The organism is Polyangium sp. 6x1 (assembly GCF_029946515.1).
GTDB lineage: Bacteria > Myxococcota_A > Polyangia > Polyangiales > Polyangiaceae > Polyangium.
The window spans coordinates 1-12,654 of the sequence record NZ_JARZHH010000066.1; the positions used below are offsets into that span (position 1 = coordinate 1).

Here is a 12,654-nt window from a genome sequence, read left to right on the forward strand (position 1 = left end):
CAGCGCGGCTGTCTTGGTTGGCAGGGTCGGTTGCGGTCTTGACCTGGCCCGTTCGATGAACTGCGCATTGCGCAGTTCATCGACCACGAGTCCAGCGCTTGCGCTGGTCCGGGTCCAGGGGCGGATAGCCCCTGGTGGGGCCTGGGGCAAAGCCCCAGCGAGGCGCCTCCGAGCCCAGACGCTCAGCGCCGTTGCCGCGGCGCCGCCGAGAGGTGGTGCAGGCAATGGCGCAGCCCGTCCTCCAGCGTGCGCAAGGTCCGGAGGTCGCCGAAGGAGACGTCGAGCGAGAGGAGCGCCCGCGCCACGACGGGGCGAATGCCCGTGAGCACGCAACGCGCACCGAGCATCTCCACGGCGGCTGCCACTTTGAGGAGCCGATCGGCGGTCGCCGCGTCGATGGTGTCCACGCCCGTGATGTCGAGGATCATGTAGCGGCATTGCGTGCGCGCGACCTCGTCGAGGACCTTTTCCATCATCTTTTGCGCGCGCTGCTCGTCGACGGCGCCGACGATGGGCAGCGCGAGGACGTCCTTCCAGACCTCGAGCACCGGCGTGGAGAGGACGTCGACCGCGGCGCGGAGGCGCGAGAGTGCGTCGTTCTTCTCGCGCTCGCGGAGCAGCATGGCCTCGAGCTCGCCTGCGAGCTTCTGCAGTGCTTCGCGGCTCTCCTTGCTCTGCGCCTCGCGCTCGCGAACCGCGTCCGTCATGTGGTGGAACGCTTCCGCGAGCTCGCCGAGCTCGTCGCGCCGCGCCCTGTCGAGTGCGACGTCCATCTCCCCGGCGGAGACCTTCCGCGTGGCCTGGGTGAGCGCGCCGAGCGGCGCCGCGACCTCCTTTTTGAGGACCCACGACAGCAGGAGGACCTCCAGAAGGAGCGAGGCAAGCCCGCCGAAAAGGACGAACCGCGCCGATTGGAAGGCCTGGGCGCGCAACCGCGATTTCGGGTAGACCGTGACGAAGAACCAGTCGGGGCCGTCGATGTGCGCCACGCCGAGGTGAGCGTCGCCGGCCTCGGTGACGCCCTCGCCGAAGGAGACTGCGAGCGCCGCCGCGTGGATCGCGGGGAGCGCGGGATCCCCCGATTTCGAGACGTGCAGGCCGCCGTTCGCCTCCGCGAGGGCCCGCGTCAGCGCGGGGTGCGCGATGATGTTGCCATTGCGGTGGACGATGAGGTTGTAGGTGCCGTCGAGCCGGACGTTCACCGTGCGATCGAGCAGCTCCGTGAGGGTGATGTCATGGCCTACGATCCCGAGGAACCTCTCGCCGTCGTACATCGGGAGGTTCATGGTGACGACCGGCGCCCGGAGGACGGGGTCGATGTAGACCTGGCTGAAGCTGCTCTTGCGCTCGGGGTTTTTCGCGGGGGCGGCTTCGACGAAGAGCTCGGCTCCCGCGTAATCGTGGTTGGGCTTGATTTCGAGGGTCCAGCGGGGCGACGCGGGCCAGTACGTGACTGCGAAGTTTGCGCCGTCGACGATGTACGTGTTCTGGAAGCGCGTGTGCATCGCCAGGCCCATCTGCGCGACGGCGTCCTGGTACACGAGGACGCGGCGCATGACCGCGGCGTCGAGCTCTGCCGGGTTCATGATCGTCGCGCCCGCATGCCGCGCCGGATCGAAGCCCTCGAGGCGGCTGCGGACGACGCCGTCCGGAAACGCGACGAAGCGCCGATCGAACGCCTCCTTCGGGTCGCCCGGCGGCGCCTCGCGGAGGCGCTTCGGCACCTCGGCGGCGAGCGTGCGCAGGTTGTCGATCGCGAGATCGAAGAGCCACCGCTCGCTCCGCGCGCGGGCCGCGATGTGGTTCGCGAGCCCGTCGAGCGAATGCTGCGTGGCCACGCCGAACGTATGCCAGTAGCTCACCGCGGTGAGCGCCGCGATGACGAGCGAGAGGCGCAGCGCCATCCGGAGGAGGGTTTGCCGCGCGAGCGTCGTGCGAGGGCGGGCGTCCGCTGCGCCCGAGACAGCCGCGGGAGGATCGGCGTGCTCGTCTGGAAGGGTAGGCGTCGTCACGGCTCATTGTACCGGATCCGGCGCGCTTCCTTATAACCTCGTTTCTCGATTCGAACACCTTACCTGAAGCGGCTTCGCTGGGGCTTTGCCCCAGGCCCCAGCAGGGGCTGTCCGCCCCTGCACCCGGACCAGCGCAAGCGCTGGACTCGGGGTCGATGAACTGCGCTCCGCACAGTTCATCGAACAGGCCGAGGCAAGACCAGCGACGAGCCCGCCAGCCAAGGCGGCAAAGGTGCCCGTCGACAGCAAAAATGAACCTCCACGGTCTTGCCACCGGCCTGTGGGAAGAACTGCGCGATGCGCAGTTCTTCCCCAAAGGGTCCAGGGCTGGCCCTGGTCCGGGTCGAGGGGCGGATAGCCCCCGCGGGGCCCGGGGCAGCGCCCCGGCGCGGCGCCTCCCGGGGGCCTTGAAGTGCGGCGCGAGCCCCCCCATCATCGCGATCGTGCGCCGCATGCAACTCGTCGAGCTCGAGGATCTCCCCTGGATGCCAGCCGCCATCCGTGACGGCGGCACCGATCTGCTCGATCTGGGCTTCGATCGCCTGGGGTTTTACCGCGGGGTGGTGCCGAAGCTCGCGGCGCTGCTCGATCGGACCGGCCGCACGCAAGTGATCGACGTGTGCTCGGGCGGCGGCGGCGGCGCGCTCTACGCGATCCGCGCGCTGCGCGACGAGGGGCGCGAGGACGTGAGGTTCGTCCTGACCGACCGGTATCCGAACGAGGCGGGACGCGCGCGCGTCGCGGCGCGCAGCGATCCGAGGCTCGTGTACCGCGACGAACCCGTCGACGCGCTCGCGGTCCCGGCTGAGCTCGACGGTGTGCGCACGATGTGGGGCGCGCTGCACCACTTCCCACCCGAGGCCGTCACGGCGCTCGTGGCTTCGATGGTTGCCGACGGCAAACCCCTCGCGTTCTTCGACGTCGCGGCCTCGCCCGCGCTGCGGCGGCTGCCGGGCGCGCTCGCGCCGCTCATGATGGGGGTGAACATGACGGCGCTTTTCGTCGGCTCGTTCTTCCTGGTCCCGTTCGTGCGCCCGCTCAGGGCGTCGCGTTTTGCGCTGACGTACCTCGTGCCGCTGATCCCGGCGCTCGTGGCGTGGGACGGCACGGTCTCGGCGATTCGCGCGTACGCGCCCGAGGAGCTGCTCGCGATCGCGCGCGCCGTGCCCGGCGGCGACGCGTACGATTGGGACGCGGGCGTCGCGGGGTCGGCGCTGTATTTCACGGGGTGCCCGCGCGCGGCGTGACGCTCCCGGGCGCATTCCTTCGGGCGCTTCAGGGGGCCTGACAGAATTTGTTGATGGCGTCGACGAGCGGGTCCTCTTGCTTGACCGCCTTCGCGAGGTCGACCTGCGCGGCGTTGATGCCGGGAAGATCCTTCGCTTCGGCCGCCTTCGCCATGGCGCGCGCGGCCTTCGCGACGGTGACGGCCATCCCCCGGTAATCGGCGCTGAACTTCACGAGCTCGGGCACCGTGAGGCGGACGCCCGCCGCCTGCTGCGCCACGCGGTCCATCTGGTCGGCCATGGCGCGGAGCTCGCGCGCGCCTGTCGGATCATCCTCGCCGCGCGCCGTCTTGTTGAGATCCTCCACGCCCTTGTTGATGACCCCGATCAGCGCATTGCATTCCTCGACCCTCATGCGTCTCTTCGCGCGCAGAGCGACGCGGTCCCCAGGCTTCGCCGCGAGGAGCGCGCAGCCGAGATCGCTTTTGCCCTCGCACGCCTTGCGGAGGAGCTCGGTCGACGCCGCCTCGTCGCGCGGACCGCCGCGGCCCTCCGCGCGGAGCACGCCGAGCTCGGCGCACGCCGACGGATTCCGCGCATCACACGCGCGACGATAGAGCTCGGCCGCGCGCATGTCGTCACGTGTCGTCCCCTTTCCCTCGGCATAGGCGTCGGCCGCCGCCTCGCAGGCCAGCGTCGAGCCACCCTCGCAGCTCTCGACGAAGAGCACGGCCGCGCGTGCCGGATCCTTCTGGGTCCCTTCTCCCTCCATGAAGAGCTGGCCGAGCCGCATGCAGGCATGCTGGACGCGCGCGTCGCACGCCGCAGACACGAGCTGCAAGCCGCCTCGCGGGTCCTTCGTCACACCCTCGCCGCGCACCATGGCCAGCCCGAGCCTCGTGCAAGCCGCCGCCGATCCCGTGGCGCACGCGCGCCGGTAGAGCATGGCCGCCTTCTGCGGATCCTTCGGCACCGCCTCGCCCGCCGCGTACGCCGTGCCGAGGTAGATGCAGGCCGACGGATCGGCGTCGCACGCGCGCTGCGCGATCGCGGCCTTCTCGGCGAGCTCTTTCGGGCCGGTCGAGCCTTCTGCGCGAAGCGCGCCGAAGCTGGCACAGCCGTGGGGGCTCCCCTCCTCGCAGCTCTGCTGCGCGAGGGCGAGGGCGCGTCCCGCATCGGTCGCTGCGCCGAGGCCGTATGCGTAGACCTCGCTCAGCCAATCGCATCCGTCGGCGAGCCCTGCATCGCAGGCGAGCTGGAAAAACGGCACGGCGCGCGCCTGGTCCCGCCGCACGCCACGCCCGCGAAAGAGTGCCGCGCCGAGCACGAGGCAAGCGCGCGGATCCTCCGCCGCGCAGCCCTTCTCGCTCACCTGCACGGTCTTGACGAAGAGCTCCTGCGCGCGTTCGGGATCCCGCGTGACGGCCTGGCCGAAGAGCAGCGCGATGCCGAGCACGTCGCAGCTCTTGCCGTCGCCGGCATTGCAGGCACGCGCGAGCAAGGCGGCGCCCCGCAGCTCGTCCGCGTCGGTGCCGACGCCGTGGAGCAGCATCCGCCCGAGATCGCCGCATCCCGCAGGGTCATCGCCGTCGCAGGCGCGGCGCGCGAGGGTGGCGGCGTGGAAGGGATTGCCGGCGAGCGCGCCGGGAAACCCGTCGTGCATGAGCCGGGAGAGCTTCTGGCAGCCGCGCGCGTGGCCGCCGTTGCACGCCTTGCCGAGCGCCTCCGCCGCGGCGAGGGCCCGTGAAGGTCCGCGGTCGCGATCCCGCAGGACGAGGTCGCCGAGGCGCTCGCAGCAGGCCGCGTCTCCGCCGTCGCACGCGGCCCGGCAAGCGCCCTCGGTGGTGGCTCCGCAGGCGCCCGCGGCGGCGCGCGTGGCCGCCTGGGGAGCCGGCGTCTCGGGCGAAGCCCCTCCACATGCGCCGGCGGCGAGGAGCGCGAATCCCAGGAGCAGCAGTGGAGCGGCCGAGCGACGCATGCGTTTCATCGAACCTTCGGACCGACATGTTTGTCAAGTTGCGAAAGCGCCCGGCCGTGATACGTGACCGCATCTTTCATGTGGGATCCGAGGCAATACAACCTGTTCCGCGAAGCGCGCCGCCGACCTTTTTTTGATCTGCTCGCGCAGGTAAAAACCACGGCCCCCGCGCGGGTCGTCGACCTCGGCTGTGGCACGGGCGACCTGACCCTCGCCCTGGCCGAACGCTGGCCCGCGGCCGAGATCCTCGGCGTGGACAGCTCCGCGGCCATGCTCGCCGAGGCCCAGGCGAAACACGCGTCCTCCCGCGTCCGCTTTCTCCAGGCCGACCTCGCCCGCGTCGAGCTGCCCGGCCCCGCCTCCGTGCTCTTCTCGAATGCGGCCCTCCACTGGCTCGACGACCACGCCGCGCTGCTCACGCATCTCGCTGGCCTCCTCGAGCCCGGCGGGACGCTGGCGTTCCAGGTGCCCGCGAATTTCGAGGCGCCTTCGCATCGGCGCGTCGAAGAGGTCCGCGCCCTGCCCCGCTTTGCAGCGACGCTCCGTGACGTGCGCCGAGGACACGCCGAGCCCCTGGCCTTCTATCTGGATCACCTCGTCGGCCTCGGATGCACGGTCGAGGCGTGGGACACGACCTACCTGCACGTGCTCCCCGGCGAGGACGCGGTCTTGCAATGGCTGCTCGGCACCACGCTGCGGCCCATCGTGACCGCGCTCGGGCCCGAGGATGCCGCGGCCTTCCTGGATACGCTCCGGCCTTTGCTGCAATCGGATTATCCTGCCCTGCCCTCGGGCACGCCGTTCCCGTTCACGCGCCGGTTCGTCGTGGCGACACGCGCTGCGTCTTCTTGACGGGGCGGCGTGGCTCGCATCTACTCGTCCGGATGAAACGCAAGAGAGTTCCGCGGCTCGCGGCGGCGTTCGTGGTCACGATCGCCGCGGGGTGCGGAGGAGCGACGCAGGAGCCCACGAAGCCGGATCCGCAGACCGAAGGCACCGGGCCGGAGAACCAGGACTGGGTGCCGAATCTCGGGAGCGTGAAGGAAGGTTTTGCGAAGAACGCGGATGGGACGTGCACCATCACGCACGCCGCGAATCCGCCGTGGGTCGAGCCCGTGGATTGCGAGACGCAAAAGCCACTGGCCAAACCCGAAGAGACGTCGCCCCCACCCACGCCTTGAACCCTTTCCCGCTCCGCGTCCGGCTCGTCGGTGGCCTGCTCTGCGCCGTGGCGCTTGCGCTCACGGTGCACTGGGTCAAGACGGGAACGGGGCCCTACGCGGTGTTCCTCGCGGCCGAGCTCGGCGAGGATGCGGCCACGCATCCGCTCGCGGCCGCCGGCCTCACGTTCATCGTGACAGAGGTCCCGGCGCTCGGCCTGATGTTCGTCCTCGCCGCGTTCGTGCTGCGCCGCGAAGGGCGTGATCCAGGCGAGATGACCGACTTCGCGCGCGCCCAGATCCGCGGCGCCATGGACGGCGAGGGCACGGACCCCGAGAGCATGCGCGCGGCCCGGAATTTCGGCATTGCCGCCGGTGGAGGCGTGGCCGGCGCCATGATCCGCGCGGGCTGGCTCGACATGTGGTTCGGGGATCCGGGCTCGCTCGTCGCGGCCGTCGTCGTGGCCGCTCTGTTCGGGCTCGTCGCGGGGCTCGTGCATGGCCGGACGGTGCTCGCGCGCCTCGGCTTTTGCATCGCGCTCGTGGCCGTGTCGCTCGGTTCGCTCCCAGCGGTCGCGTGGTACCTCGAACTTCGGCCGGAACCCTTCACGTTCGAGTTCTTGTTGCCGATTGTCGTGGGCGGTCTGCCGGGCATGCTCCTGTTCTGGGGCGTCACGTATGCGGTCCGGCGCGCGCGCCGGTGAGCGCTCCTGCCGGCCGCTACCTCTTCTTGCCCTTGGCGTGCCCGCGATGTTTGTTCGGATCGTGCCCCTTGCCGGTATCGTGGCAACGCCCGTCGGACCATCGGTGCCCCGGCGGGCAATCTTCGTTGCTGGCGCGGCTGGCATAAGGACGCGCCGTGCTCGGACGCGACGCGCTCGGACGCGAGGACGTCGATCGGTACGTGGTCGTGCGCGATCGATTCCTGTCCCAGCGATCGTCCCTGCCCGCGTATGCGCCGCCCCGCGCGGTCGCGACGCAGCCAGTGGTCATTGTAGTGACCAGAAGACAACCGAGGAGGAGAATGGCTCGCATCCCTCTTCGATAGCATCTCGCCGCGGTTTTTCCAAAGTACGCGGCGCGTTCGTTTTGTGCTGCAACAAAACGTGATGTCGAGGACGGGGCTCGCCCATCAAGGCATCGAACCGATCGGCACGTCGAACGTGCCCGAATCGACGTCGAGGAAGTTGTATCCGTTGAAGGAGGCGGCCCTGCCCTTGAACGAGCCCTGGATGCGATTGCACGCGAGGCTGTCCACGGTCACCTCGAAGCCGTCTTCTCCGCAGAGGGAGTTCGCCATTCCGAGGCCGCTGACGAAACAGGCGCCGTACACGGAGTGCGGGAAGCTCTTCGGCGTGATCGTCAAAGGCGGCTCGATGTTCGCCCCGAGGTGCAGGCTGAGCTCCACCTTCCACTCCGCGTTTTCGGCGCGGAGCTCCAGCATGTCCTCAGGCGCCCAGTATGCGGCGAGCGTGCTGTCGTTCGGGTTGCCGTACGTGCCCGAGGCCATCGCCATCGTGTTGTCGAACGAGGTCGTGCGCACGCCGTGAAACGAGAGGGATCCCGGGGAGGAATTACACGCGGCACCGCCGCCGCTGCCACCGCTGCCGCCATTGCCGGAGCTCGCGCTCGACGAGCTCGAGGCGGCACCACCCCCGGCGCCGCCCTCGTCGCCCGAGCTGCCGCCGTTCGAGAAGATATCGCCCTTTTCGCTGGAGCATGCGGGGAGGGCCAGGAAACACAGAAGAGCCATGCGGAGAATGTTCATGGCGCGCCTCGACGCTCGAGGTTGGCGATTTGTTCCCCGAAACTTTGTTGTGGAAATTTCCGCTCTAGATGGGGACTTGCTCGCGCTCGTCGCCCACCCGATACCAGGACAAACGCGTCGCACGATCCGGGGGCCGTCATCGAGTGCCCTCGCGATACGCCTCCACGCTCCACGACCCCTCCGCCCCGTGCACGAAAGAGAGCTCGTCGAATCCCTCCCCGCGCGACGGGAGCTCCATCCTCGACCGCATGCCGAGCACCGCGACGTCCGGCACGCGCTCGTGCGGCGGGCGCTTCGCGTTCCGATCGAGGCAAAGGTCCTTCCTGCTTTCGAAGAAATACCCGTGCACCCAAAAACCCGCTTCGTGCGCGGCCTCGATGTACCTCGCTCGCTCGGCGCGGGACACGTTCGTCTTGTCGACGACGAAGCTCGTCCCGCCTTGCAGGCACGCCTCGACGAGCAGCCGCTCGCGTGCCGCCGTCCGGAGCATGTCGCCGTTGATGCGGATGTGCGTATCGACGAACCGCGCCCGGAAATAGGTCGACTTTCCGGCCGCGGGCAGGCCGATGAAGAGGACGCACTGAGGCACGCGGTCGCCCCATCGCTTGCGTCGTTCGGCCCGCTCGGCCTCGCTCAGCATGCGTGATTTCTGGCCCCGTCAGGGCGCGATGACGACCCGCGTCTTGGCCGTCGCGGCGTCGCCCGTCGGGTCCGTGAGGACGAGATCGACGTCGAGCGGAAGGCCCCGGACGCTCTCGACCTCGATGCCTCGGTCCACCTGGAATCGGATTCCGTAAAGCTCGCAATGGTCGCCCGCTTTGCGCAGCGTGGCCAGCGAGGAGGCCGGAGGCAGCTTGTAGTCGAGGTCGGGATAGACCCCGCCTATCTTGAGCGTCGAGCCCATCTGCCGCAGGCCCGTCACGCGCAGCGCGAGCCATACGTGGTGGCCGCCCTGGGGGCCCTGCTCGATCGCCACCACCTCGCCCTCCGTGAGCGGGGCGAATGCGTCTTGCCCCTTCCCGACCACGATCGCCGGTTCCCCCGAAGACGCCATCTTGCACGCGTCCTCGGCCGATTGCATCCACGCCGGATCGTAGGCCGCGAGGGACGACGGTTCCAGGAAGGGGGAGGCACACGCGCCCTTCACGCAGGTCGTATTCGCCGCGCAGGACACCCCGGCGCACGCCTCGTCGAGGGAGACGGGCAAGAGCAGCGATTGCCCGCCGAGCACGCGCGTCCCCACCTCCCGCGTCACGACGGGGACGTCCTCGCCGATGTGCTTGGCCGTGAGCGATAGCTCGATCGTGGCGCCGTCCTTCGCCGTCGGGACCCGAAGCTCCGCCGGGAGGCGCAGGCTGCCCGCGCCATACGAGAGGCGCTCGCTCTGCGCGACGACGCCGTCGACCTTCACGGTCCGCTCGAGCTCATAAAAGTCGAACCCGACGGCCATGTTGGTCGTGAGGCCGACCACCACCTCCGTATTTGATTCCTCGTCGGCGCAGCCAGCGAGCGCGACGACGCACAGCATGAAACGCGAAAGGGAGGTCGGCCGCACGATCATCGGATCACCGCGAGGGACGCGAATCGCGCTTGCGGCGCCGCGAGAGCCAGCCGGCCGTGGCCGCGGCGAACAGCGCGAACGGCCCGACGAGGGTGGTCTTGTCGCCCGGGCTGTAGGAGCAGAGGCCCGCGGTGACGTCGCCGTTGATGCCGTCGGGGCCGATGGTCACGGTCGCCTCGGCCTTCACCTCGATGCCCTGCGCGGCGAGCGCCTTCAGGCAGGCCGGGAGCTGCGAGCCGGAGATCATGTACTCGCCGCCGCAGAAGAGCGCGCCGTCGCCGCTGCACGAGGCGTCGCAGTTCGCGCGGAACTCCTGCTCGCACTGTTCGAACTCCACGTCCTGGCAGCTGTACTGGCAGTCCATGTTGGCGTCGGCCGTGCACGAGCCGCCGCAGCACTCGATGCAGTGCTGATAGCAGCCGCCGTCCACGGTCACGCACTTGGCGTCGCACTCGTTGTCGCAGTTCGCGTCCCACGTCGCGGCGCACTGCGCCGGGTCCGCTTTCGCCGCGCAGTCGGTGTCGCGCCTCGCGGTGCATTCTTCGAAGCAGTTGTGGGAGCAGATGACGTTGACGCCGTTGTCGCAGTCGGACTTGCACTGCACGGTGCAGCTGTCCGTGCAGGTCGCCTCCGCCGAGAGCGTGCATTGGTTGCCGCAGACCTGCACGAGCTTCGTCGCGCAGGCCGTCTTGTAGATGCCGAACTCGCTGCATCCGGCCGTGCACTGGGCCGTGACGCGCACTTCGCAGTTCGAAAGCCCCTCGAAACGGAGGTTGCCGCACTCGGGGACGCCGGCGCTCGCCGGGAGCGCCGTCGTGAGGCCGATCGCGAGGCCCAAGAGCCCGAGGATACCGCTTTTACGCATGGAAGGTCTCCTTTGCCGAGAAAGGCAAGTACAAGAGCTTAAGCAAGGCCCCTGCCACAGGGAAGCTTTCTCTTCGCGTGGCGGTTCGAGGCCACGAAAGAGCCTCCGGACCACGCCGCTCGCCCGCTGTGTAAACGCCGGGGGGTGTGCCTCTCGTGAACGCGCGGCGACAGCCCGCCCCGTGGGCAATGGCCTTACCAGCCAAGCCATGGCGTGGCGCGTCAATCCGTGTATTGGTCGCAGTGGTCGTCCTCGTCGAGGCCCTCGTAGACGAAGTCCACGTATTCGACCGTATCGACACGACGTCCTTCGAGCAGGTAGGCGTGTTCCATCGGCAGGAACATGGGGCGCCTCCGGGGCATCCGATCGCAGGTGCCCGGGATACGGACGACGCGCCGATCGACGACCTTCTTTTGGGGCCGAAGCACGAGGAGCTTTCCGTCGGCGGTGGTCGCGAGCGCATATCGCACCTCGTCGGTGCCGGCGCGGACGGCGAGCATGCTCTTCCCGTCGTCGGTCGTGACCTCGGCGGCCCCGACGTGGAAAGCGTCGGCGAACGCCTGGCAGGGGACGACGAGCTTCCGGCCGTCGACGCGTTTGATCTCGATCGTCGCCGGCGGCTCGGGCAAGAGACCCCGGTAGCTCGAGAGGCATCGCTCGAGGTTGTCCACCATGAGCGGCTCGTCCTTGGCCGCGAGGAGGGTGGCGCCGCGCGCGCGGAGCGTATCCGACAGGGCGCGCTGGTAGCTCTCCCCATTCGTCTTCCGGATCTCTTCGGAAATCTCCGCGCGCCGCGCCTCGGATGTGTAGCCGGCGCAGGCCGGGAGGAGGACGGCGAGCGGGATCAGGATCGCGGCGGCGAAAGGAGCGCGCATGGCGTCGAGCACGATGGATCAACCGTCCGCGGAAACCAAGCCCCTCGGCGTCAAGCGCTTGTCGCAGCCGCGGAGTTGGCGTACGGGGCGCCGATGGCTTCTCTGAAGGATTCCGATCGCCCTCAGCGGGCCGCCGCGGCGACGCGGCGGGTCGCGGCCTGGTTGCAAAAGCACGCCCCCGAGGCGGCTGCGGAGCTTTCCCCGCCGGCCGATCCGGCTGCCGTGGAGGCGCTCGCGAAGGCCCTTCGGAAGCCGCTCCCGGCCGAGCTCGTGGCGATGTGGGCGGTCCACGATGGGCTGCCGATTTTCGAGTATGCGGGGCTCGGCGCGGCCGCGGCGAAGAAGCGCCGGGCCGGGCTCGAAACGCTGCGCAAGAAGGGGACGTTCGCCGACCACGAGGTCTTCGAGCAAAATGTCCCGCGTATCAAGCCGGTGAAGTGGCACGCGGCCTGGATTCCCATCGCCCAGGATGGCTGCGGCAATTTCTACTGCATCGACCTCGCGCCGGGGCCGGCGGGCCGCGTCGGGCAGGTCATCAAGTGGGAGGTCGCGGGCGGGCCGTTCGCGAGCGGCAGCAGCGACCTCGCCACGGTGCTCGAACGGTATGCGGATGCGCTCGAGAGCGGCGATCACACGTATCTCGTCGATTCGGGCACGTACGACGGTCCGTACCTCGACTTGCTCGCGGATCCATGAGCCACGGAGCGCGCGCCGAAGGCCCACCGGCACGAGCCCCGGACGGAGCGGCGGCAGCAGCGGCTCGCACGACGCAAAACCCCCCGTCAACCCGGTGCGTCGACGGGGGGTTTTGCGTCGTTGTGTCGGTGGGTTCAGGGAAGGATCCGGTGCGTCAGGGTGCTTCTTCGCACGGATTGTTGTTGTCCTTGATGGTGAATCCGGGGGCAGGCACGCTGTTTCCCCCTTGGCCCCCGATAAATTTGAAGCAGATAAGGCCGTCGTCGTTATGGTCGTAGACCTCATCGCCGACATCGGGCGCCACCGGTTCGGACCAGGCATCGCCCTGCGGGCAGCAGTCATGGCCCTCAGGCTGAGCTTGAGGCTCGAGCGCTGCGCTGGTCTCCGCGACCGCGTCGACCGCGTCGCCTTCGGAGCCGCACCCGAAGGCAGTCGTCGTCAGCATGAAAGCGAGGGCGAGACGGTACGCGGTGGAGTCATGCATATGCATCACGTTTCTCCTGATGGGAAGCG

At 69.3% G+C, this 12,654-nt stretch carries 13 protein-coding genes; 5 read left to right on the forward strand and 8 right to left on the reverse strand.

Features of this window, described 5'->3' with window-relative positions:
• Positions 1-182 precede the first annotated feature (182 nt).
• The gene (locus tag QHF85_RS39565; protein WP_281332606.1) at positions 183-2,012 is read right to left on the reverse strand and encodes a cache domain-containing protein; all 1,830 of its coding nucleotides are present in this window, start codon (positions 2,010-2,012) and stop codon (positions 183-185) included.
• Positions 2,013-2,455: 443 nt separating this feature from the next.
• Between QHF85_RS39565 and QHF85_RS39570 the strand changes: the two genes are divergently transcribed.
• Positions 2,456-3,259 (forward strand): hypothetical protein, encoded by an 804-nt coding sequence (locus QHF85_RS39570; protein ID WP_281332607.1) that lies wholly within the window; start codon positions 2,456-2,458, stop codon positions 3,257-3,259.
• A 28-nt stretch (positions 3,260-3,287) separates the two neighbouring features.
• Here the strand turns inward: QHF85_RS39570 and QHF85_RS39575 are convergent, their stop codons facing one another.
• Positions 3,288-5,225: a tetratricopeptide repeat protein gene (locus QHF85_RS39575; protein ID WP_281332608.1), complete on the reverse strand. Its 1,938-nt coding sequence runs from the start codon at positions 5,223-5,225 to the stop codon at positions 3,288-3,290.
• A 69-nt stretch (positions 5,226-5,294) separates the two neighbouring features.
• Between QHF85_RS39575 and QHF85_RS39580 the strand changes: the two genes are divergently transcribed.
• Genes QHF85_RS39580 through QHF85_RS39590 form a run of 3 tightly spaced genes read left to right on the forward strand, consistent with a single transcriptional unit; the run spans position 5,295 to position 7,080 of the window.
• Entirely contained in the window at positions 5,295-6,068 is a 774-nt protein-coding gene (locus tag QHF85_RS39580; RefSeq protein WP_281332609.1) for a methyltransferase domain-containing protein, read from the forward strand.
• A gap of 32 nt (positions 6,069-6,100) precedes the next feature.
• The gene (locus QHF85_RS39585) at positions 6,101-6,397 is read left to right on the forward strand and encodes a hypothetical protein (protein ID WP_281332610.1); all 297 of its coding nucleotides are present in this window, start codon (positions 6,101-6,103) and stop codon (positions 6,395-6,397) included.
• Positions 6,394-7,080 carry a hypothetical protein gene (locus tag QHF85_RS39590; protein WP_281332611.1) on the forward strand — a complete coding sequence of 229 codons (687 nt, stop codon included), beginning with the start codon at positions 6,394-6,396 and terminating at the stop codon, positions 7,078-7,080. Before QHF85_RS39585 ends, QHF85_RS39590 begins: the two co-directional genes overlap by 4 nt.
• Positions 7,081-7,508: 428 nt before the next feature.
• Here the strand turns inward: QHF85_RS39590 and QHF85_RS39595 are convergent, their stop codons facing one another.
• From QHF85_RS39595 to QHF85_RS39615, 5 genes are all read right to left on the reverse strand, one after another.
• On the reverse strand, positions 7,509-8,129 hold the full coding sequence (locus QHF85_RS39595; RefSeq protein ID WP_281332612.1) for a hypothetical protein: 621 nt from the start codon (positions 8,127-8,129) through the stop codon (positions 7,509-7,511).
• 151 nt (positions 8,130-8,280) lie between these two features.
• On the reverse strand, positions 8,281-8,784 hold the full coding sequence (locus tag QHF85_RS39600) for an ATP-binding protein (protein WP_281332613.1): 504 nt from the start codon (positions 8,782-8,784) through the stop codon (positions 8,281-8,283).
• 18 nt (positions 8,785-8,802) lie between these two features.
• Positions 8,803-9,705, reverse strand: coding sequence for a hypothetical protein (locus QHF85_RS39605; protein WP_281332614.1), 903 nt, complete (start codon positions 9,703-9,705; stop codon positions 8,803-8,805).
• Between the two features lie 4 nt (positions 9,706-9,709).
• Positions 9,710-10,570 carry a hypothetical protein gene (locus tag QHF85_RS39610; RefSeq protein WP_281332615.1) on the reverse strand — a complete coding sequence of 287 codons (861 nt, stop codon included), beginning with the start codon at positions 10,568-10,570 and terminating at the stop codon, positions 9,710-9,712.
• Between the two features lie 221 nt (positions 10,571-10,791).
• A complete protein-coding gene (locus tag QHF85_RS39615; RefSeq protein ID WP_281332616.1) occupies positions 10,792-11,445 on the reverse strand; it encodes a hypothetical protein in 654 nt (217 codons plus the stop codon).
• A gap of 93 nt (positions 11,446-11,538) precedes the next feature.
• Between QHF85_RS39615 and QHF85_RS39620 the strand changes: the two genes are divergently transcribed.
• Positions 11,539-12,141: an SMI1/KNR4 family protein gene (locus QHF85_RS39620; RefSeq protein WP_281332617.1), complete on the forward strand. Its 603-nt coding sequence runs from the start codon at positions 11,539-11,541 to the stop codon at positions 12,139-12,141.
• 154 nt (positions 12,142-12,295) lie between these two features.
• On the opposite strand, the gene QHF85_RS39625 is transcribed toward QHF85_RS39620, so the two are convergent.
• A complete protein-coding gene (locus tag QHF85_RS39625) occupies positions 12,296-12,631 on the reverse strand; it encodes a hypothetical protein (RefSeq protein ID WP_281332618.1) in 336 nt (111 codons plus the stop codon).
• Positions 12,632-12,654 lie beyond the last annotated feature (23 nt).